At 60.2% G+C, this 21,611-nt stretch carries 15 protein-coding genes; 2 read left to right on the top strand and 13 right to left on the bottom strand.

Annotated features, from left to right (window positions below; all coding sequences use genetic code 11):
- Positions 1–77 precede the first annotated feature (77 nt).
- The 5 genes from Q0908_RS12155 to Q0908_RS12135 form a co-directional block, all read right to left on the bottom strand.
- Entirely contained in the window at positions 78–1,769 is a 1,692-nt protein-coding gene (locus Q0908_RS12155) for a thiamine pyrophosphate-binding protein (protein ID WP_299284463.1), read from the bottom strand.
- A 194-nt stretch (positions 1,770–1,963) separates the two neighbouring features.
- Positions 1,964–4,375, bottom strand: a complete 2,412-nt coding sequence (locus tag Q0908_RS12150) for an FAD-dependent oxidoreductase (RefSeq protein ID WP_299284461.1) — start codon at positions 4,373–4,375, stop codon at positions 1,964–1,966.
- On the bottom strand, positions 4,368–6,758 hold the full coding sequence (locus tag Q0908_RS12145; protein WP_299284458.1) for an FAD-dependent oxidoreductase: 2,391 nt from the start codon (positions 6,756–6,758) through the stop codon (positions 4,368–4,370). Before Q0908_RS12145 ends, Q0908_RS12150 begins: the two co-directional genes overlap by 8 nt.
- The gene (locus Q0908_RS12140) at positions 6,755–8,044 is read right to left on the bottom strand and encodes an aminotransferase class III-fold pyridoxal phosphate-dependent enzyme (RefSeq protein ID WP_299284454.1); all 1,290 of its coding nucleotides are present in this window, start codon (positions 8,042–8,044) and stop codon (positions 6,755–6,757) included. The genes Q0908_RS12145 and Q0908_RS12140 overlap by 4 nt, the downstream gene beginning before the upstream one ends.
- A complete protein-coding gene (locus tag Q0908_RS12135) occupies positions 8,041–9,585 on the bottom strand; it encodes a trimethylamine methyltransferase family protein (protein WP_299284451.1) in 1,545 nt (514 codons plus the stop codon). The genes Q0908_RS12140 and Q0908_RS12135 overlap by 4 nt, the downstream gene beginning before the upstream one ends.
- Positions 9,586–9,695: 110 nt before the next feature.
- Here Q0908_RS12135 and Q0908_RS12130 point away from each other — a divergent pair, with 110 nt between their 5' ends.
- Positions 9,696–10,556, top strand: coding sequence for a LysR family transcriptional regulator (locus Q0908_RS12130; protein ID WP_299284448.1), 861 nt, complete (start codon positions 9,696–9,698; stop codon positions 10,554–10,556).
- A 307-nt stretch (positions 10,557–10,863) separates the two neighbouring features.
- On the opposite strand, the gene Q0908_RS12125 is transcribed toward Q0908_RS12130, so the two are convergent.
- The 8 genes from Q0908_RS12125 to Q0908_RS12090 form a co-directional block, all read right to left on the bottom strand.
- Positions 10,864–11,880 carry an ABC transporter ATP-binding protein gene (locus Q0908_RS12125; RefSeq protein WP_299284445.1) on the bottom strand — a complete coding sequence of 339 codons (1,017 nt, stop codon included), beginning with the start codon at positions 11,878–11,880 and terminating at the stop codon, positions 10,864–10,866.
- The gene (locus Q0908_RS12120) at positions 11,880–13,133 is read right to left on the bottom strand and encodes a hypothetical protein (protein WP_299284441.1); all 1,254 of its coding nucleotides are present in this window, start codon (positions 13,131–13,133) and stop codon (positions 11,880–11,882) included. Before Q0908_RS12120 ends, Q0908_RS12125 begins: the two co-directional genes overlap by 1 nt.
- A gap of 2 nt (positions 13,134–13,135) precedes the next feature.
- On the bottom strand, positions 13,136–14,350 hold the full coding sequence (locus Q0908_RS12115) for a carbohydrate ABC transporter permease (protein WP_299284439.1): 1,215 nt from the start codon (positions 14,348–14,350) through the stop codon (positions 13,136–13,138).
- Positions 14,347–15,591, bottom strand: a complete 1,245-nt coding sequence (locus Q0908_RS12110) for a sugar ABC transporter permease (protein ID WP_299284437.1) — start codon at positions 15,589–15,591, stop codon at positions 14,347–14,349. Before Q0908_RS12110 ends, Q0908_RS12115 begins: the two co-directional genes overlap by 4 nt.
- An 87-nt stretch (positions 15,592–15,678) precedes the next feature.
- The gene (locus Q0908_RS12105; RefSeq protein ID WP_299284434.1) at positions 15,679–17,025 is read right to left on the bottom strand and encodes an extracellular solute-binding protein; all 1,347 of its coding nucleotides are present in this window, start codon (positions 17,023–17,025) and stop codon (positions 15,679–15,681) included.
- A gap of 12 nt (positions 17,026–17,037) precedes the next feature.
- Positions 17,038–18,129 (bottom strand): substrate-binding domain-containing protein, encoded by a 1,092-nt coding sequence (locus tag Q0908_RS12100; protein ID WP_299284431.1) that lies wholly within the window; start codon positions 18,127–18,129, stop codon positions 17,038–17,040.
- A gap of 188 nt (positions 18,130–18,317) precedes the next feature.
- On the bottom strand, positions 18,318–19,706 hold the full coding sequence (locus Q0908_RS12095) for a sensor histidine kinase (RefSeq protein ID WP_299284428.1): 1,389 nt from the start codon (positions 19,704–19,706) through the stop codon (positions 18,318–18,320).
- Positions 19,703–20,371: a response regulator transcription factor gene (locus tag Q0908_RS12090; RefSeq protein WP_299284425.1), complete on the bottom strand. Its 669-nt coding sequence runs from the start codon at positions 20,369–20,371 to the stop codon at positions 19,703–19,705. The genes Q0908_RS12095 and Q0908_RS12090 overlap by 4 nt, the downstream gene beginning before the upstream one ends.
- Positions 20,372–20,506: 135 nt before the next feature.
- On the opposite strand from Q0908_RS12090, the gene Q0908_RS12085 reads away from it, so the two are divergent.
- Positions 20,507–21,598: a tricarboxylate transporter gene (locus Q0908_RS12085; RefSeq protein ID WP_299284422.1), complete on the top strand. Its 1,092-nt coding sequence runs from the start codon at positions 20,507–20,509 to the stop codon at positions 21,596–21,598.
- Positions 21,599–21,611 lie beyond the last annotated feature (13 nt).

The following is a 21,611-nucleotide window of genomic DNA, read 5'->3' as shown; positions in this document are numbered from 1 at the left end:
ACTCCAGCCTCGCTGGCCTGACGCCATACGAATATGCTAACCGGTCAGAAGAGGACCAAAACCTGAACAGAGCTAACCTATAAACACGGACTCTCAGGGGAGCAGGTCAGTTTCTTGAAGAGATCCTTGCGCAACGTCATCAGCGCCCCCGGATCGATCTTGGCTTGGATCACAGTTGTTTCGTTGGAGGCGATCGCCTGCTCCAAGGCCGCGCCCATGCTGCCTGGGCCATCCACCCAGATGCCCTTGCCGCCACAAAGCTCGGCAAATTTGTCGAAACGGGGGGATTGGATCTCGGCACCCAAAAGCCGCCCGCCGTAGAATTCCTGTTGATAGGCTTTTTCGGCACCCCAGGCTTCGTTATCCAGCACGATGATGATGATCGGCAGCTTGTGCGAGACCGCGGTTTGGATCTCGATCATTGTGTAGCCAACCGCCCCGTCGCCCATGATCGCTACCACAGGACGCTCGGGCGCGGCGGCCTTGGCCCCGATGGCGGCGGCCAGACCGAAGCCGACAAGCCCGAAATCGAGCGGCGTGATCAATGACATTGGGGCATAATGCGCAAGACGGTCAGCGGCTTGCAGGCAGGTGTTGCCCGTGTCCAGCGTGACGATGGCATCCTCTGGCAGGACATCGCGGATTTCAGCCAATGCGCGGCGGGGATGCATCGGTAGGGTATCAATCGCGGCCTCGGTGGCGCGTTCGGCCCAGAGGCTTTCCATGTCTACCCTGAAACCGTCCCGCCATGCAGCGCAGTCGGGCTTGCGGGCCGCTTTGATCAGCGCCTCTGCAGTCAGGCGGGCATCGCCCTGCGCGGCGATCTCTGCCGGAAAGTAACGGCCAACAGCGGCCGCTTCGATATCAACATGGGCAATCCGGGTCTGCGCGCCCACATAGTCATTGCTGTGGAAAGTAGAGTTGAACCCAAGGCGCGCGCCAAGAACGATCATCACATCCGCTTCCCTCGTCAGACGTGAGGCGACGCGGTTGCCGCGCGGTCCCGCCTGCCCGGCAAACCACGGGTGCTTGTGGCGCATGACATCGGCATGGCCGGTAGACGCAACAACCGGCACCTCCAGTTCTTCGGCCAAGGCCATGAGGGCTGCACGCCCCGCACCCCATTTGAACCCGCCGCCCGCGAAGATCACTGGACGTTGGGCATCTGACAACATGGCCGCCATGGCCGCTACGTCTTGCGATGCGGCGGGGCCGGGTCGGGCCAGCACGACGGGCTTGGGATCAAACCCGGGGACCTCCTCTGCAAAAAGATCACGCGGGACATGCAGCACGACAGGGCCACGCCGTCCTGTATTGGCCAGTCGAATGGCGTCTTCGAGCATGGGCGCAAGTCGTGTGGCGTCGGTCACCATCACGGAGCGTTTGGAAATGGGCGCGAAGAGCGCCACCTGATCAATCTCTTGAAAGGTGTCCGTGGCCTGATCTGCGCGGGTGATGGCTCCGGCAATTACTACCAGCGGGGAATAGGCAAGCTGCGCTTCGGCCACGGCGGAGACAATATTGACGACGCCGGGACCCGCCTGTGCGCCTAGAACCACGCCCGGATTGCCGGTCATACGTGCCCAGGCATCGGCCATATGACCGGCGGCCCGTTCGTCGCGGGCACCGACATAGGCGATCTTGCCGCCCTGATACATCGCGTCATAAAGTTCCAACATGGAGCCGCCGAGCAGGCCGAACACCGTGTCGATCCCATTGGCGTGGAGCACGCGGTAGACGGCCTCGCCGCCGGTGATGTGATCGTTCATGTGGTCTTCCTTTCTTGTATGCCGTGCGGCCACCCCGTTCCTTTGCCATAGCTGTCGGGGCGTTGGACAAGGCCTATGCCACACCCCTCTCCGATAAATCGGCCATCGGCAGATTTGCCAGCCCATTGTGCTGTGCCTTGCGCCCTTGGCAGAACGGTGAGGGTTGCCCCTTTGGTGTTCGACGAACGGAGCATCTAACCCTCCATCCGGGGGCGCAGATTGTCAGGATCGACAACCGCATCCGCATGCACCGTTACCGGATATGAGGTGTTGAGAAACTGCACGCTAAGGCCATCCCACGGTGTGCCCTTGTTGACAAAGAGCCACCCAAGCGATTTGCCCACCGTGTAGCCATATCCACCCGAGGTGGTCAGGCCGACGGGGACGCCATTGCGCAACACGGGCTCCCCGCCGTGGATGTCGAACCCCTCGGCATGGATTTCGGCATAGAGCAGTTCCCAGGTTGGATCGCGGGCCAAAAGGGGGGCTTTGCCGATGAAATCGCGGCCATCGGCAAAAACAAAGCGGTCCAGCCCCACGTCAAAGGGGCTGACATCTGTCGTCATCTCGGCGCTGGCGCGATAGGCTTTTTCCATCCGCATCCCGTTGAAGGCATAGGAACCTATGTCCGTCAATCCATGGTCGTCGCCCGCCTCAAAGAGCGCATCGTAGATCTCGCCGATACGGTCCAATGGGGCATGTAGTTCCCAGCCCAACTCGCCCACAAAGGACACCCTCAGAGCGTAACACGGAATGCCTTTGACCGTGATCTCTTGCCCGGACAGCCAAGGGAACGCGGCATTGCTGAGGTCCGCGTTGGTCAGTTTTGACAGGATGCGCCGGGACGCAGGCCCCGACATCGCCAGCATCCCCCAATCGCCGCTGCGGTTGATCATCTGCACATCCTCGCCCGGCAGGACATGCGACTTAATCCAGTCGTAATCCGGGGTTGCGCGTGCGATCGGGGAGCCAGTGAAATAGCGATTCTTGGCAATGCGCCAGACGGTGATCTCGGTCTCAAACCGGCCCTTTTCGGTCAGCAGGTGGTTGAGGCTGATCCGACCATCCTGGCGCGGAATGCGGTTGGCGGACAGCCGGTCGAGCAGCGCGCCCGCGTCCCGCCCCGTAAGCTCGAACTGCGCGAAGGCGCATAGGTCGATCACCCCTGCCATGTTGCGCGTGGCCTTGGCTTCGGCCATGGCGTTTTTGTGCCATGGTTGGTGGCCCCAGCCGATCGTTTCGACCTCGCCCACGCGGCCGAAAAAGCGTGGACGTTCCCAACCTGCGATCTCGCCAAACACCGCGCCTTTCGCAGCCAGCCGGTCATAGAGCGGATGACGGTTCAAGGGTCGCAGGCTTTGCATCTGTTTGCCGGGGCAGGGCGTGTCGTGGCGGATCAGATAATCTTCCTTGGTGCGTTCAACGATGAACTGATCCGTTGCAAATTCCCCAAAGCGGCGCGGATCCATCGAGCGGGTGTTGACCAGTGTTTCCCCATGCACCATCCAGTCGGCCAAGACCTTGCCCGCGCCGCCGCCCCAGGCCAGGCCGATGGACGACCCGCAGGACAACCAGACATTCGGCGCGCCGGAGGGGCCAACCAGCATGCCGCCATCAGGTGTATGCGTAATCGCCCCGCGCACCACCCGTTTGATCCCCAGCTGTGCCAGAATGGGCATCTTGTTCAGCGCGATGGTCAGAACGCCACTGATCCCGTCATAGTCAGCCTGAAAGAGCTCATTTTCGGCGGCCCAGGGCGCACCTTGGGGCATTTCCCAGACCGTGTGACAGATGCGGTCTTCGAAAATGCCGATCAGGCCAGATTGTTGTTCCTGTCTGATATATCCGGCAAAGGAATTGTCGCGCATCACCGGCAACTCTGCGCGGCCCTGAAATTCGGGCACCGTGTCGGTCACAAGGTAGTGGTGCAGGCAGGAAACGGACGGGATTTTCAACCCGAACCAGTCGCCGACCTGATTGGCGTACGATCCCGCCGCGATCACCACATGTTCGGCCATTACATCGCCTTTGTCGGTCCTAAGTCGCCACATTTCGCCCTTGCGGCTCGCCCCCGTGACTTGCGTGTGCCGCTCTACCTCGGCACCACGCGCGCGACTTGCTGCCGCCAGCGCCATGGTGACCGAAGACGGATCAATATGGCCATCCGCAAAGGTCCGGACTGCGGCTTTGACGTCGTCGACGTTGTAGAACGGATTGCCTTTGGCGACCTCTTCGGGACCGACAAGTTCCATCGGCAGATCCAGCTGCCGCCCGACGCCCATGATGGATTTCATCCAGTCGACCTCGTCGTCGGTGGTGGCTATCCGATACCCGCCAACCTCGTGCCAACCGATGGATTGGTCGGTTTCCTGCTCGACCCGCTTGTAGGTTTCAATCGAGGTTTTGTTGATCCAGCCCATCACACGCGAGCTGACCGCATGGGCGATTTGCCCGGCCGCGTGCCAGGTGGAACCGCTGGTCAGTTCAGCTTTTTCAAACAGGATCGTATCGGTCCAGCCTGCTTCGGCCAGTTGGTACTGCGCGGCGACCCCCATGATGCCGCCCCCGATGATCGCGACGCGGGTAGTACGAGTGGTGTCAGACATCGAAAGCCTCTTTGGCGGGTTTGAGAGAGACGCTGGCCGGGAACCGTTCACAGGCGATTTCGACCTCGAAACCGGGCATCACGCCTTGGAATACGGGGAGCCTGATCATCGCCAGCGCAACTGAGCGCTTGAAGCGGTAGCTCCACGCGGCAGAGGTTATTTGGCCCACGACCTTGCCGTCGAAGTAGATCGGTTCGTCATGGATGGGGATCGCGTCCGGTGTATCGAAAAGCAGCGAAACGATCCGGCGCTTTGGCGTGTGACCCGTGAGGGCGTCTTCGCCCACAAACCCCGTGCCAAAGGCGCAGAATGCGTCCAGCCCAGCCTCGTGTGGTGTGGTGCCGGGGGTGAGTTCATGACCAAAGGCGCGGAACCCACTTTCGATGCGCAACGAACCACTGGCGTAAAGACCCGCGTGGCTGGCCCCTGCGGCGACCAGCGCCTCATATGCAGCCATGGCCATATCGGCTGGAATGTAGAGTTCATACCCCCCTTCGCCGGTAAAGCTGAGCCGTCCGGCCCAACCGCGAGCCAGCCCGATTTCAACCGACGCAAAGTGGAAACGCTTGAGGTCCGGCACTTGCGTATGCGTGGTCGCTTGCAACACCGCGCGCGCCTGCGCACCAGCCAGACCGATGATGGCGTAACCGCTGGTGACGTCGGTGAATTCTACGCGGAAATCGCCCTTTGTCTCCCGCATCCGTTTGAGGTCGCGCACCACCTCGCCTGCGCCGACGATCATCAGATAGCGTTCCGGCCCATGCCGCTGCACGGTCAGGTCGCTTTCAATGCCGCCCTTTGCGTTCAGGATTTGGGTATAGGCCATGCGCCCCTCGGCCATGTCCATCTGTGCGGTACAAAGGCGGTTGAGGAAGGCGCAGGCATCCGGGCCTTGGACCATGATTTTGCCGAAGGCGGATTGATCCAGAATTGCCGCGCCATTGCGGCAGGCGTCCACCTCTTGCGCCACCTGATCGCGCCACGCAGGGATGCCGAAAGAGAGCGGCAAATGCGCGGCCTCGCCGCCGAAATGCACCCCGCGTTCCCAGCCGCCGCGCGCCTCGAACTTTGCACCAGCAGCGACCAAACCGGCGTGGATCGGGGATCGGCGCTGCCCGCGCGCCGTGTCCATGGCCCGACCCGGATAGGGGTTGTCGTAGTGGCGGCCCAGCACCTCGGGGATACGCGCCTCTAGTGCGCCGAGCACATTCATCTCGGGGCTGAAGCGGCGGATGTCGGCCTCGTTCAGTTCCATTGTCGGCTCTCCGGCGATGATCCACTCCGCCATCGCCTTGCCCGCGCCGCCGGCCAGCGCGATGCCGGTTGAATTCATGCCGCCCATTAGAAACAGCCCCCGTACCTCTGGGCTTTCGCCCAGCATGAATTGGCTGTCGAGCGTGAAGCTTTCCGGCCCGTTCAGCAGCATGCGCACCTCGGCCTTTTGTAACGCGGGAATGCGGCGCAAGGCGTTTTCCATTATCGGCGTGAAGTGGTCCCAATCCTCGTCCAGCAGGTCGAAAGAAAAGTCGGCGGGTAGGTCTTTGGTTGAGATGCCTTTGGCGTGGGGTTCAAACGAACCGACCAGCAACCCCTCCACATCGTCGCGGGCATAAAGATAGGCATCTTGATCGTTCAGAGTCGGCAGATGCACGCCTTTGCCAAGCGCCTGCACCTCGGGCAGCGGCTTGGTGAGGATGTAGAAGTGTTCGCAGGCATAAAGCGGCATATGCGCGCCCGCCATTTCGGCCACTTCGCGGGACCATAGGCCGGACGCGATCACCACCTCTTCCGCTTCGATCAGGTGATCACGGATCTCGACGCCTGAAATGCGGCCGGCCTTCTTTTGAAGACCCGTCACGGCGGCGTCTTCAAAGATCTGTACGTCCCGCGCCCGTGCGCCTTTGGACAGCGCCAGCGCCACGTCAGACGGGTTCACGCGCCCGTCAGCAGGTGACCAGACCGCGCCTATCACGTCATCCACCGCTATCAGTGGCCAAAGAGATTTGGCTCGGGCGGCATCCACGACGTCCGCCTCCAACCCAAAAGCACGGCCCAGAGAGACTTGCCGTTTGATGTTGGTCAGCCTGTCGGCATTGGTGGCCAGCGTCAGCGATCCGGTTTGGGTCCAGCCGGTATCCTGCCCCGTTTCGGTTTCCAGCTCGCCATACAGGTCGATGGAGTAGTTGATCAGCTTGGTCAGCGTCGCGGAAGGGCGCAGCCGCCGCACCAGGCCCGCGGCGTGCCACGTGGTGCCGGATGTCAGCTTGGAGCGTTCGAGCAGCACAATGTCTTTGCGACCTTCGCGCGCCAGATGATAGGCGATCGAACAGCCGATGACGCCGCCACCGATGATAACGGTGCGGGCATGGGAGGGCAGGTTCATGGCAGCACCCCGTTCCTTGCCATGTCGGCGAGAGTGGCACGGAAAACGTCCAATGCCTCATCCACCAGCGCGGGCGTATGGGCGGCCGAGGTGAGGCCCGAGGTATAGGCCATCATATCCACGCCGCGCGCGAGCATGCCGTCGCGATAGGCTTTGACGCAGGGTTTGGGCAGGCCTCGGATCTCTGCCGGGGTCAGCCCGTCGACGGTGTCACGACCAAAGAACACATGGAAAATAGAGCTGTCGCCATAAGCCACGCCAGGGATGCCCTGATCAGTAAAGGCCGCGTTCATGCCGTCAAGCATTCGGGTTGCCATCGCGTTTGCATGTTCCTGCGGCTCACCCGTGGCGAGCAAAGGCATCGCCGCGCAGGCGGCTGCGGCAACGAGAGGTGAGGCGTTGAAGGTGCCCTTGTGACTCACCGCCGGAGCGATGCCATCGCGCATCGTGGCGTTGTTCATCATCTCCATGATGTCAGCGCGGCCGCAAACCGCGCCGCCAGGCAATCCGCCGGTGACGACCTTGGCCAGCGCGGTCAGGTCCGGCACGATCCCGTCCCGCGCCTGCCGTCCACCGGCGGACCAGCGAAAGCCGGTGATGATTTCGTCAAAGATCAGGACCACACCCGCAGCGCGCGCCACATCATGGAGCGCGTTGAGCGTATCGGTCGCCATAGGTACACAGCCATAATTCGCGCCGGAGGCTTCGATGATCACCGTGCCGATACGGGTATCTTGCAGCGCGCATTCCATCGCTTGCGGATCGGCGGCGCAGACATGGATGAGGTCGGTGAGCGCCTCTGGGATGCCAAGCGATGACGGCTTTTCGTGGCCGGGTTTCGCCCCCTTCAAAACGTGGTCATGCCAGCCGTGATAATGCCCATCGACCCGTAACACGTGGTCCTTGCCTGAAAAAGCTCGGCCCAAGCGAAGCGCCAACATCGTCGCCTCGCTGCCGGACGCTGTAAAGCGGGTACGCTCGGCTGAGGGATATAGCCGATTGACCCATTCCGCCCATTCGGCTTCGGAGACATGACAATCGGCAGCGAAAATCGCGCGCTCTGCCTGCTTTCGGATCGCGTCGACAATGGCCGGATGCCCGTGCCCCAATATCTGGCTGGCGCTGCCCATCTTGAAATCGATATATCGCCGCCCCTCAACATCCCACTTCTCGGCTCCCTGCGCGCGGTCGATAAACACCGGATGCGGGTCGCGATACCGCAGTTCATGACTGACCCCGCCGGGCAAGGCCGAACGGGCACGTATGCTAAGGTCGATATTCTTCATGCTGGCCGTCCTGACCCGGCCTGTGTCAGCCGGATGTCGAAGCGGGCGCGCAACTCAACGTCAAGCGCATCCGGGATATGTTTCGGAAAATGGCTGCTCAGGATTTCGCGCGTCTTCTGTTTCGCCACCTCGCCAATGGGTTTGGCACCGTCTTCCTCCCATTCGCGCGGCGTGCGGCGGTCCCCGATCTCGGGATAGAAATAGTCCGACTTCATGCGGCTGAAGGTGTGTTGTTCGCCCAGAAAATGGCCCGGCCCCTCGCAGACCGCCTTGATAACCTCTGCCGCGATATTCTCCGGCGTCGTCTCAATGCCTCGGACAGTACGGAGGATGTTGCCCAAAAGGTCGTTGTCGCTGACATAAGCCGCGTGACTGACACCCAGAAGGCTCGACATCATGCCAGCGGCTTGGGTCACGATATTGGACCCGGCATGGGCCGCCATTGACACCGCAAGCGATTTTTCGGCCCCGTATTGCGCGTCAAGGCATTTGGCGTCGGTAATCCCGGCAATGGAGCTGGTAGGCAAATCCCAGTGCCGCCCCATCTGCGCCGCCCCCGCCATCAGAATCGCCTGCTCACCGCCGCCGCCGCTCATCGACCCGGTGCGCAAATCGGCCACCAGGGGCTTTGGCGCAAAGATCGCTTTGACCTCAGCGTCTACCAGTCGGGCAAAGACCAAACCGGAGAGCGTTTCCGCCACGGCCTGCACCAATGATCCTGCGATGGTCGCGGGGCTTGTGGCACCCGCCTGACCCGCGCTGATGAGTTGGACGGGAAAACCCGCGAGAATGGCGCGTTCAAGTACCTCGCAGGCTTCTTCTGCGAACCGCATTGGCGGCACCACATGGCAGACCATGACCGTCAGGAACGGGCGTGCGCGGAACGCCGCTTCGCTGCCGGCGATCGCATAGCAAAGATCGGCAACGGCCTGCACGTTCTCAGGCTCGGTGATCGAGATGGAGACGTGTTTCGACGTGCCCGCCAGACAGGCATAGGCAGTGTTGAGATCCATGGCCGCGTTGTCGTCGATATCCCGCGCCACGACGGATCGGCTGAAATGATGGATATTGTCCATCCGGTCTACGATACGGGCGGCGTCATAGAGATCTTGCAGGGTGCTGTCGCGATAGGCATGCGTTTCAAGGTCAAAAACGCCCGGTGCCGCGCCGCCGGTGGACATGTAAACCCGCGCGCCTTCAATTTTCAGGTCGCGATCCGCATATTGCCCACAGAGCGTGAACCCACGCTTGGCTCCGTCCAAGGCCCAGCCCACAAGCGCGCGCGGAATCAGCAACCGACCTTGATCCGTATATATGCCCCCCGCTTCCGTGACCTTTTTGATCATCGACGGGATGGCCTGACTGAGTCCAAGTGTCTCTAGCAGTGACAAGGCCGTCTCCTCGACCAATGCGACGTCGTCAGGGGACAACGGCTTAAAGCGCCCGGCGATCACACCGGGCCAGACGGCATGGTGTATGTCGTCGTCTGTGGCTTCTTTAAGCCGGTCTTTGCGCCCCCGGCGGCGGTTTTTCTTGACCATGAACTCATGAGATCTTTTTTGCAGTTGAGATCACACTCTCAGGACTCCTGAACGTTTACAAAGACAGCTTTCTCAGCAAATAATGAGTAAAATTCATCAATGAGAATATCGTGAAACCGTCCTTACCCGCCTTGCGCGCCTTCGAAGCAGCCGCGCGGCATGGCCGCTTTCGGGCAGCAGCAGAAGAGCTGCATGTCACGCCCACAGCAATCAGCCACCACATTCGCGGGCTGGAGGATCAATTGGGTGTGCAGCTGTTCCTGCGCAGCGGGCGCGACGTGGTGCTGAGTGAAGACGGCAAAAGGTTGGCCGAGGCGACAGCGCGGGCCTTTGGCATTCTGGATGAGGCCGTCCGCACTGTACAAAGGCAGTCCCGCAAAGTTGTGCGCCTTGTCGCTGGGCCGATATTCACTGCCCGGTGGTTGATGCCACGCATCAGTGACTTTTGGCAAACGCATCCGCAAACCGAGTTGGAAGTGCTGCCGTCGTTCAGACCGGGGGCCGGGGACCGAGAAAACATCGATATCGTGATCCGCTGGGGGCGCATGTCCGAAATCACAACTCATGCGACAAAACTGCTTGAGCTTAGCCCTGTTGCCATTGCCTCCCAAAAGTTCCTCTCTGACCACGGCCCAATCAACAGGCCCGAAGATCTTTTGTCTCTGCCGTTGCTACACCAAAGAAACCATTGGGGGTGGTTGGACTGGTTTGCGGCGATGGATGTGTCGGTGAGTGGTCCCCTGCGGGGTTCGATCTTTGAGGATGCAAATGTACTCCTGCGCGGCGCGTCAGAAGGTCAAGGTGCGGTCATTGGCTGGCTGCCGCTGATTGACCAGGATCTCGCCGAAGGCCGGGTCGTTCGGCTTTTTGACGAGACAATCGCCGCCACCCACAGCTATTTTGTCGAAGTCCGTGGCAGCAGCCCAGCAAGGCGCGAAGTCCAACAACTGGTCGGTTGGCTCACGAGCTAGACGTGTTCGGCACCGAGTAAGGCCTACGTCCAATCCAATCTCGGGAGCGGCAGACGCTCCGGGTCGCGACGGTTTAAACCGAACGCAGCGGATTTGCAGTTTGGTTTTCCTATCTCGTGAAGGGCTTTGAAGACGGTTTCGGCTAGGGCCTATCCCACTGCGATTTTGGTTGAGGAATGGCGATGCCGGGCTCGGCTGCTGACGCTATCGATCCGTCAAGAACGTGAGGCAGCTTGGAAGTCGCTCTTATGCGTCACCATGTGTCTCGGCCAAACTGATACGTCCTCCCAAGCGACTGCGCTGTCGTCTAGCGAATGGCTAACCCCTCCGCGTCGAAAGCATGCACTGCCTCAGGATCGAAGTGCAGGCCGACTGAGTCTCCGGGTTTGTGCGTGGTATTTCCGTTGACCCGCACCGTGATTTGACCGGCATCGCCGCAGGATAAGATCACAAAAGTATCTGCGCCGAGGTATTCGAGCACATCGACAACGCCCTGTATCTGGCCCTGTCCTGCCGCAACAAGCGATATGTGCTCGGGTCGAACGCCGAACGACGTCGCACCGTCCGGCAGCGCGACGGCCTCGCCTGCGCTTGCAGGCATGACGTTCATTCGGGGTGACCCGATGAATTGCGCGACGAACAGGTTGGCGGGACGTTCATAAAGCTCACGTGGTGTCCCGACCTGAGCAATTTTGCCAAACTCCAGCACCACGATCCTGTCGGCCAGTGTCATCGCCTCAACCTGATCATGGGTGACGTAGATCATCGTGGATTTCAGCGTCTGATGCAGCTTCGCAATTTCATAGCGCATCTCCACCCGCAGCGCCGCATCCAGGTTCGAGAGCGGCTCGTCGAACAAGAAGGCCGTGGGGTCGCGCACGATGGATCGGCCGATGGCGACGCGCTGCCGCTGACCGCCTGATAGGTCCTTGGGGCGGCGGTCCATATAGGCGTCGAGCTTCAGCACGCGCGCGGCTTCATCGACTTTGGCCGTGATCTCGGCAGCAGGTAGTCCAGCAGATTTCAGCGGAAAGCCAACGTTATCGCGAACCGACATATGCGGATAAAGCGCGTAGGACTGGAAGACCATGGCCAGCCCACGTTTGCTGGGCGGCTCCGCTGTGGCGTCGCGGTCCCCCACGATGATCTGCCCTCGCGAAGTTTCCTCAAGCCCGGCGATCATCCGCAACAGGGTGGATTTGCCGCAGCCGGATGGGCCCACAAAAATGACAAACTCGCCCTCATTGATATCAAGGTCGACGCCTTTGATGACCTGCGCATCGCCAAACCATTTTTCGACGGCTTTGAGTGTGATCGACGACATCAGCTAGGCCCAACTTCGGTTTCGGCATGCGTGCCCGCCCAGCCAAGCCAGACCGCCGCAGTCCATGTGAATGTACCCCCCCCGGCAGGGGCACCGGTGTGCGGATGGTAGTATTCGGCAAAACCGTTTTGCTGCATAAGGCGCGCGGTGTCTGTTTTGATCCGGGCAGCAAGGTCGGTGATGCCCTGTTCTTCCATCCCAGATGCGACGAGGTAGTTCATGATCGGCCAGGTGGGACCGCGCCAGTATCGCAGCGGCTCAAACCCTTCGGCCTTCGGGTCATAACTGGCCAATCCGTAGTCTGCGGCCTTTAGCATACGGTCGATAGCGGGCAGTGCCCGCTTGTCATTGATCCCGGCATACCAACAAAGCGCTGAGGCGTTGGACAAGATCCCGTTGAACTCTCCGGTGCGCACATTGCGGCTGTCATATCCGGCAGTCGCCGGGTTCCAGAGCGTTTCGGCACCAGCCTCAAGGGTTGCGATCCAGTCTTCGATGTCGCTGATGTCCTCGCCAAACGTGCGGCCCATGGCCGCGAGATCGCGATTGGCCCGCAGAAGGGTAAAGGTCATCGTCGGGTCAGCGACGCGGAAGGGGTTGATATCGCGCAGGCGCGCCTGATCCCAGTTTACGGAAACACCAACCTGCACCAGTTTGAGATAGCGGTCATAGTCGTATTTCGTGGGACGCATCGAAGGGTCGACATGCGACGTGTCACGCCGCGTATATGCGCCCACGTCGTCGGCATTGATGGCGCGCATCGCGCTGTCCCAATCCGGGGCGTTGTCGCGGCCCGCCTCCCATGGATGGGTGACGCAGGCAGCACCGTCATCCAGCCGCCAGTCCATGAACCAGCGGTGCCAGCGTTTCAGTTGGGGCCACAGCGCCTTGGCCCGCGGCGCGCCGGACGGGTCGAGCGCAAGCATCTTCGCCATGAAGCTCGCCGCGACAGGGGGCTGTGTGATGCCGGACGACGGGATTGGGCCGCGCCCTTGCCAGACATCGGGTCCAGGAAAATAGCCCGGATCGACTTTGTGAAAAATGATGTGCGGCACCATCCCGTCATCCCACTGTCCCGACAGCAGAGTTTCAAGTTCTGTCCAGCCGCGATCGGGGTTGAACGTCGTGAAACCCCATGCGGCAAAGGCGCTGTCCCAGTTCCACTGATAGGGATAGAGCCCGTGGGTCGGCAGGGTATAGCCGCCCTTGTCGTTCTGGCGCAGGATGTCGCGTGCTTTAGCAGTCAGATCCATGTTCAACCCTTCACTGACCCGGCGGTCAGCCCCTTTGTCATGAAACGCTCCAGTCCCAGAAACAGCGCCATGATCGGCACGGTCGCAATAACCGAGCCCGCCATCAGGTGTTGCCGCGGGATTTCGGAGGAATTGAGCGACGCGATCCCCCGCGTCAGTGTGAATTTCGCCGGATCGTCCAGCAGCATGAAGGCCAGCAGAAATTCGTTCCACGCAATCATGAATACGTAGAGTGATACGGAAGCCAGCGCAGGCAGCGACAGCGGCAAGGTGATCTTCCAGATGACCGCAAGACGAGACAGACCGTCCATCAGGCCCGCTTCCTCGACCTCGGCTGGCAGGCCGCGAAAATAGCCCTGCAACATATATAGCGCGACCGGGATCGTCGTGACCGGGTAGATCATCACGATCCCCCAGAACGAATTGCGCAGGCCGGTCATCGAAAACGCAATGTAGATCGGCAGCGCAAGCACGATCATCGGCACCATGTAAATCAGCAGGATCGAGCGTGAAAACGCCGCCCGCCCACGGAACCGCAGGCGCGCGACGGCATAGGCTCCGGGTATCGCAAAGGCCAGCGTGATGAGGACTGTCAGCACCGAGATAAAGAACGAGTTGAACATGTAGGTGCCGAAGTTGAATTGCAGGAACAGCTCTTCGTAAGACCGGAAAAGCTCTGTTCCTTTGGACAGGTCAATCGAGAAATTGAGTGGGTTCTGCATCAACTCGGCCTGGTTTTTCAGGCTGGTCATCACCATGACGTAAAAGGGGATAAGTACGATGGCGGTAAAGAAGATGTAGCCAAAGCCGGTCAGGAACCGGATCACCGCACCTTCGAATTCGTGCCGTGTCAGTGCGGCCCAATGCACCTCTGCCAGAATGACCCGGAGCGTCGTCGCAAAGAGGGTCGCGAGAAGAAGAATGATCACCGCGCGGGACAAGACCGATGCACCCGGTCCAATCAGGATCGGCCCTGCACCGGCCATCATCGGCACAATCAACGCCGCGCCGACCGCAAACGCCACATAGACCCGTGATTTTCCAAGCGCATAAACCGCGCCCGCGATTGCACCGAAGGTCAGCGACATAAGAAGGGAGGGCCGAAAAGCCTCACCCGTCGCAAAGGACATCGCCACCGCCAGTGTCGTGGCCAGCACAAACATCCAGAGCGCCCCCAGAACGGGCCCGGTGACAAAGCCGAAGCGCAGGGCGCTCATAACCCCTCCTCCTGACTGATGTATTTCAGAAAGAAAATCGAGAATGTCAGCAGGCAGCCAAAGATCACAACCGCCACAGCTGCCCCTGCACCGATATTGGAGACGGCAAAGGCCTGTTCATAGACATTCACCGTCAGGGTGCGCGTGCCCGCGTTGCCACCCGTCAGCAGAAAGATGTCGTCGAATTTGTTGAAGGTCCAGATGAAGCGCAGCAGGAACAGGACGCTGAGGATGCCGAGCAATTGCGGCACGCTGAGATACCAGAATTGCTGGAATGGGGACGCGCCGTCCATGTCGGCGGCCTCGTACATATCGCTGTCTATGCTTTGCATCCGCGCAAGGATGAACAGGAAGGACAGCGGGAAGTAGCGCCAGATTTCAAAGATCGTCACCATGATCAGGGCCAGCGGGCGTTCCCCGAAGAAGTTGATCGCCTCAGGTGTCACGCCCATCTGCACCAACAGCGCGTTGGCAGATCCCGAAAACGGGTCGAACAGGATCAGCCACGCAAAAGCGACGGCGATGACAGGCGCGACGTAAGGAAAAAGGTAGAGCCCGCGCAGGATACCCTGCCCTTTGAAGGATTTGTTGAGCAGCAGCGCGGCGAAAAGGCCGACCAGCAGCGCGCCGATGGTGCCGAACACGGTGTAAAATAACGTGACCCACAACACCTCGAAAAACTCGTCGCCGTTAAAGATCCGGGCGAAGTTTTCGAATGTGAACGTGCTGTTGGTCAGCACATTGGACGCCTTGCCCGTGGTCGATGCGGCACTGTCTTGCGGGCGTAGACCGGTGTCCAGATACGCCTGTTCGATGATGACAGGGATGAGGATCGTCTCGCGGGTGCCGGGCTCCCAATCGCCCAGATCGCAGCGCAAAGCGCGCTCATTGAGGGTGCAGCGCGGGTCGACCTCCCGCACGCTTAGCCCTTCAGGGATCGTGTCGCTGAAGGTGACGCCAGTGATCGGCTGGTCTCGTGACGAGTTGCGCAGGCGATACCGGATATTTGCCTCGTCCCCGACGGCGTCGGTGTCACCGCGAATATCCTCGCGCAGGACGACTTCGGGCGCGCGCAGATCGCCCAGTTCAACCGGTTTGAACGAAATCCAGAAAATCGCAAGCAGGGGCAACACAACTACTAGCGCGACTGCCGTGATGGTGGGCAACAGCAATCCCCACGCCAGCCGCGCCTCGCGTTTGGCGAGCGGGCCGGTTTCGGTTGGTGGGGTCATTTGCAACATTGCGGATCACCGATAGGATATCTGTGAACGATGAAAGGGTGTTGTGTCAGGGGCGTCCTGATCGGACGCCCCCGGTCGTGTTTCGCCCTATTGAACGGCGGCGATTGCGCTGTTCAATTCGGCAACCGTAGCAGCCGCGTCGCGTTCGCCGTCGATATACTCGCGCACAAGACGGTTGATCACCTGGCTGTTGATGATCGCGGACGCGGCTGAGAGTTGACCGTCAGCGACACCCCATCGCTGCGCCACATCCAGACCACTGACGATCTCGTCGATCATGGCCGCGTCGTAAAGATCACCCAAAGGTGCTTTGCGGTCCACGCCCACATCCAGTGTCGCCCAAAGGTCTGCAAACTCGGTTGCATTGTCGGCTGTCCCACGACGCACAGGGAACTTGCCCTCTGGTGCGATGGCAAGCGTGGCACCATAGCCTTCGCTCATCGAGTACTCGACAAACTCCATCGCAGCATCCGTCGAGGCGTCCGAAGTGATGCCAAAGTAGCGGACATCGCCCCACGCGGCCCCATCCGGGTTCGAGGGACCGGCGAAATTGGTCACAACGCCAGTGGCCGCGGCCAGATCGCGGGTGGTCGGGTCATCGTTGATCGTGGGGGGCGCGCTGTCACGCAAGCCGGCCAGTTCATCGAGGATGAAGGGCGACCAGATGATCATCGCGGCATTGCCCGAGAAATAGAGCGTGCGGGACTGATCCCAATAGAGATCGCCCGGGGGCGATGCCTCTGCGATGGCCTTGTAGAACTCGAGCACTTCGACTGTCGCAGCCTCATCCAATGCCTGCACACCTTCGGGTCCGACAGGCGACACACCATTGGCAAGGAACACATGCTCAAGCACCTGGCTCATGAAGTTTTCGTCGATCTTGGTCGCAGCAACAAAGCCGTACATCTCTGGCGGGTTGTGCAGTGCTTCAACCGCGGCCAGCACGTTGGCATAGCTGTTGGGCGGCTCCAGCCCCTTATCTTGGAAAAGGTCCGCGCGGTAGACAAGCATCTGCGTCCAGCCATCAACCGGAACAGACGCATAACCCCCATCGACCGCAGCCATGTTCAAGGCACCGGGTGCGAATGTATCGGCACCAAGTGCCTCAACCACATCCGTTGCAGCATCGGTGTCAAGAATGCCTGCCTCGGCCCAGGGCGCGGCATATTGCAACGTATGATAAATCACGTCTGGCAGATCACCTGCGGCAAAGGCTGCCGTGGCCCGTGTACCGAGGTCGTTTTCCGAGACGGGGATCACCTCGACCGTGTGCCCTGATGCTGCTGCAAAATCGGCGGCCATGGCTTCTTGCCGCGCCAACCGCTCAGGTTGTTCTTCTGTGGTCCAGAATCGCAATTCTTCAGCGTGCAGCACCGATGCCGATAGCATGAGCGCCATCGCGGTCCCGTTTCTGATCAGTGATACTGTCTTCATAGTGTCCTCCCTTTAAGACAATCGTCGGTGAATTGGGTGGGCCTGTGTTTTCACAGGTCCCGTTGACATGCGGCAGACAAAATCTGCCGATATCGTTTCTCTAAGCGTTTCGAGGGCTTCGCCGCGCACACGCCGGATGAGCAGGGTGGCCAGTCGCTCTCCTGCTGCGCGATTGTCGACCGAGAACGTGGTCAGAGGCGGCTGCGCCTGCGCACCGTCCTGCGTTCCGTCATAGGCGACGATTGACAGGTCCGTCCCAATCGTCAAACCGCGTTCGGCTGCGGCGCGGTAGGCACCGAGTGCTGCGTAGTCAACGGCACAGACAATCGCTGTCGGCGGGTCAGGGTGATCGAGAAGCTGCGCAGCCGCTGCCGCCCCGTCGTCCCGCGTGACAGCGTTTTCGACAATGAGTTCTGGCGCAACAGGAAGATCGCAGGCGGCCATTCCGGACTTGAACCCACTGAGCCGCAATGCGGCATAGGAATAAATCGTCCGACCATTGATAAAGCCAATCCTGCGGTGCCCGAGTGTCGCCAGATGGGCAACCGCATCGCGCATGGCATCCTCACCGCGGACATCGAACCAGGCGCATCCGGTGGGGTCCTGCTGCCTCCCATAAAGTACAAAGGGTACGCCTCTTTCGCTCAGGATACGGGCGCGCGGGTCATTCACCATGGCGCGCGGCAGAATGAAGCCATCGGCCTTGCCATCGCGCGTCAGCGTGCGAAACGTTTCGATCAGGGTGTCGTGAGTATCGGCAGAGGCCACCGTCATGGTGTAGCCCTCTCTGCTGGCCCCGGCGGACAGGCCAGCCAAGAACTCGGCGAGAAAGGGGCGCTGTGCATCATGATCCGACAATTGCAGCACAAGGCCAAGCGAACGGGTGCGTCCGGTCTTGACCGCCTGCGCGTAGCTGAGTGGTTGATAATTCAGGCGGCGGGCCATCTTTGCGACCCGCAACCGGGTCGATTCAGCGATATCGGGATAGCCGTTCAAAGCCCGAGACACTGTTGATTTGGTCAGCCCAAGTGCCTTTGCCATGTCGCTGATCGTGACACGGGCCGACGTCTGTTTGTCCGGCAAACCTTCGATTGCTTGCGACATGTGCTCCCCCCAACACGACTCACGGTGAACGCCGAAACCGGTTTCGGCAAGGATTTTGATTCTGGTTGGATCGTGCATGGGGCGGGCAATCGCTCAGTTATGATGCCATTGACCGCCCCGTCGCCTATGTTGCGGGCAAAGTTCAGCAGCCGTGCGCCGTTGAAACTGTGCAACATGCCAGACCGGGTTTATGCGACTTTGGCCGCGGCGGTCTCACTGGCCAGAGGGAAGGTCATCGTCACTTTGAAACCGGCCTTATTGCGCGCAAGCCCGAGTTGGCCGCCAAAGGAGCGAACGACCGCAGCAGCGATTGGAAGCCCGAGACCAGAGCCCGCGCTTGGGCCGACTTGACTGAAACGGCCAAGAGCCCTTTCGAAATCTCTCTCTTTGATGCCCTTTCCGTCGTCCCAAACAATGATGGAAAATGTGCTGGCATCCTTTCGCGCAACAAGCTCGATTCGGCTGAGCCGATGCCCCCCATGCGCAATCGCATTGTTGATAATGTTCAGCACCGCTTGTTCGAACATAACCGGATCGCCCACCAGTTCCATGGACATCGGTGAGATGTCATGCTGCAAGGTGATGCCTCTGCTTCGTGCGCTCTCAGCAGTTTTGTCCACCACATCTTTCACTATGCCATTTGGATTGAACGCGGCCTGATGGGTGGAGGACGGGTTCGCCTGCGCCCGATCCAAAGTCAGCAAGTTGTTGGCCAATTGGCCGACCTCACGCGCCGCCTCCAATAGATCAGCAGATCGGGCGTTTGCAGCCTCAAGCGATTTGGCATTTGAAACGGATTCTGCAAGGCTCAGCACGCCTGCAATCGGATTGCGCAATTGGTGTGCAGCATCCGAAATGAAGGCATTTTTTGCGTCCAGGGTCCGCGACAATTCTCCCACCAGATCATTGAACCTGCCCACGATCCCGGAGACCTCCTGCGGAATACGCCGTTTGATTGGCGACAGGTCGGTAACGGAACGGCGGGCAATCGCATCCTCGAGATCAATCAGGGGTGCCAGCCCACGGCCCACACCGAACCACACGATGATGGCAAGCGCGCCAATCATTGACGCGATGATCAGGAACACTGGCCCGGTTTGCTTGCGCACAAATCCATTTCGCACAGCCGTTTTCTGCCAGACCGTGAAGGTAAACAGCCCCGTCAATCCATCCATTGAGGTGGTTTGGAAAAATCGCAACGCCCGAACCGGTGCGCCTTGGTAGACCGCGTCATAATAGGTTTGTGTCGCGTCGACCGCGACTTGCTCAGGCGGCACAGGCGGGGTGGCATATCCCGTCACAAAGACGCCATCCGGGGCGTAAACGTGATAAAAAACCGCACCGCCGGACGTGTCGCGCAACAGGTCACGGGTGTCCTCGCTAAGCGCGTCGCCGCCAGACACTGCGGTGTCCCGAGAGATCGCGAGTGCCGTCGATAGAAGGGAGCGGTCAAAGCGTTCGGCCGCGGTTTTCTGTGCATCAAGGTAGGCCCAGGATCCGAAGATCACCGCGATCAGGATCAGTGGTACGAGAATGACGAGGGTCAGACGACCGCGTAAGGACAGGCTGTTTTTCATGTAGCGGCCTGCATGAGGTAACCCAAGCCCCGCTTGACGATGATCTGCACCCCATAAGGCTGCAATCGTTTGCGCAGACGGGACACATAGACCTCGACGACAGGTTCGTCGACCGCCGAACCGGTGCCATAAAGACTGTCGAGCAGGGCTTGTTTTGATACGATGCGGCCGTCAGCCAGCATCAGCCGCTCAAACAGCGCCACCTCGCGGCGGGGGATATCCAACGGCCCGTCAGGGCCGGTGACCATCCGGGAGGTCTGATCGAAGCGCAGCACACCAAAGGATGTAACCTGCGCGGGGAGCGTGCTGACGCGACGCGTGAGGGCCCGGATACGTGCGCCGAATTCGGCCATCTCGAAGGGTTTGCTAAGGTAGTCATCGGCACCCGCGTCAAGGCCAGCGATTTTATCTTCAGTCTCGGCGCGGGCGGTCAGCAACAGAACGGGCCTATTGTCATCTCGCGCCCGCATCGCACGCAGCACGCCAAGGCCATCCATCGCCGGCAGATTGATATCCAGCACGACAAGATCAGCACCATCTGTGCGTAAGAACATGTCCGCCTCGACACCATCGCGCAAAACATCAACCGCATGCCCCATGTCTTGCAGGTGATAGCAGATGCCTTTGGCGACCGAGATGTTGTCCTCCACCACTACAATGCGCACGCCGCCCCCTTTTGAAATCGCCCGATGCAAGGTTCACGCAAGGATGACACTGCATGCTCGGCGCATCAAGAAGCCTTCAAATGGGCATTTGGTGCTATTTTCGGGGCCGTGCAGGTCCTTCTGGGAGGAAAACACATGCTTAAGAAAACATTGGGCGCGCTCGCGCTCACAACTGCCTTGGTCACCACCCAAGCTGCGGCGGACGGTCATCAGATCGATCTGTCCGGCAAGACGGTCGAATGGATCATCCCATTCTCTGAAACGGGCGGTTCCGCCAAATGGGCGAACTTTTACGCACCCTTGCTGTCCGAAGCGTTGCCGGGCAATCCAACCGTTGTGGTGACCTTCAACCCCGGTGCAGGCTCGACGAAAGGCGCCAACGCCTTTCAGGAAATGACCTACGAAGACGGGACAACAATCTTCGGATCGTCCGGCTCCACTCAGTTCCCCTACCTTCTGAGTGATCCGCGGGTGCGCTACGAATACAGCGATTGGAATGTGGTTTTGGCCTCCGGCACCGGCGGCGTGGCCTACCTGCCTGCTGATCTGTCTGGAAAACTGGGTGACGGCGGCGATGCCACACCGCTTGCGGGCGAAGATTTCATCTATGGTTCGCAAGGCGCGACCCGGCTCGACCTCGTCCCCTTGCTGGCATGGGAGATGCTGGGCCTACAGGTTGAGCCTGTTTTTGGCATTGAGGGTCGCGGCGACGGTCGCCTGATGTTTGAGCGTGGCGAAGCCAATATCGACTATCAGACTTCATCATCTTACCTGTCCGGTGTCACGCCGCTGGTCGAGGCTGGCACGGCGGTGCCGTGGTTCTCGTTCGGGGCGTTGGATGCCGATGGCAACATCGTGCGTGACCCCACGTTCCCCGACATGCCGACGTTCAAGGAAATCTGCGAAGCCACAGATGGTTGCGAAACATCCGGTGAGCAGTGGGATGCCTGGAAAGCCTTTTTCGTGGCTGGTTTCCCGGCACAGAAAATGGTGTTCCTGCCAGCCGGTGCGCCTGACAATGCCGTCGCGACCTTCACTGAGGCTTTTGCTGCCATTCAGGAACGCGATGACTTTGTCGAAATCAGCAAGGCCCGCCTTGGGGTCTATCCTCAGCTGACAGGCGATGCGGCCAAGACTGCAATGGCGAGTGCCACGGATGTGCCACAAGCGGCCAAGGACTTTGTCATCAACTGGCTGAGTGAGCGTTACGGCGTCGTCCTTCAGTAGTCACATTTGACCC

It is taken from the genome of uncultured Tateyamaria sp., assembly GCF_947494755.1.
GTDB lineage: Bacteria > Pseudomonadota > Alphaproteobacteria > Rhodobacterales > Rhodobacteraceae > Tateyamaria.
Note: the sequence above shows the minus strand (reverse complement) of the source record. Positions and strands in the feature narration are given on the sequence as shown.

Bases quoted from the DNA above. Each gene is read 5' to 3' on its own strand.
- Q0908_RS12135 (WP_299284451.1), bottom strand. From the start codon at position 9,585: ATGGTCAAGAAAAACCGCCGCCGGGGGCGCAAAGACCGGCTTAAAGAA.
- Q0908_RS12145 (WP_299284458.1), bottom strand. From the start codon at position 6,758: ATGAACCTGCCCTCCCATGCCCGCACCGTTATCATCGGTGGCGGCGTC.
- Q0908_RS12120 (WP_299284441.1), bottom strand. From the start codon at position 13,133: ATGGATCTGACTGCTAAAGCACGCGACATCCTGCGCCAGAACGACAAG.
- Q0908_RS12115 (WP_299284439.1), bottom strand. From the start codon at position 14,350: ATGAGCGCCCTGCGCTTCGGCTTTGTCACCGGGCCCGTTCTGGGGGCG.
- Q0908_RS12110 (WP_299284437.1), bottom strand. From the start codon at position 15,591: ATGTTGCAAATGACCCCACCAACCGAAACCGGCCCGCTCGCCAAACGC.
- Q0908_RS12140 (WP_299284454.1), bottom strand. From the start codon at position 8,044: ATGAAGAATATCGACCTTAGCATACGTGCCCGTTCGGCCTTGCCCGGC.
- Q0908_RS12095 (WP_299284428.1), bottom strand. From the start codon at position 19,706: ATGAAAAACAGCCTGTCCTTACGCGGTCGTCTGACCCTCGTCATTCTC.
- Q0908_RS12150 (WP_299284461.1), bottom strand. From the start codon at position 4,375: ATGTCTGACACCACTCGTACTACCCGCGTCGCGATCATCGGGGGCGGC.
- Q0908_RS12125 (WP_299284445.1), bottom strand. From the start codon at position 11,880: ATGTCGTCGATCACACTCAAAGCCGTCGAAAAATGGTTTGGCGATGCG.
- Q0908_RS12100 (WP_299284431.1), bottom strand. From the start codon at position 18,129: ATGTCGCAAGCAATCGAAGGTTTGCCGGACAAACAGACGTCGGCCCGT.
- Q0908_RS12105 (WP_299284434.1), bottom strand. From the start codon at position 17,025: ATGAAGACAGTATCACTGATCAGAAACGGGACCGCGATGGCGCTCATG.
- Q0908_RS12085 (WP_299284422.1), top strand. From the start codon at position 20,507: ATGCTTAAGAAAACATTGGGCGCGCTCGCGCTCACAACTGCCTTGGTC.
- Q0908_RS12155 (WP_299284463.1), bottom strand. From the start codon at position 1,769: ATGAACGATCACATCACCGGCGGCGAGGCCGTCTACCGCGTGCTCCAC.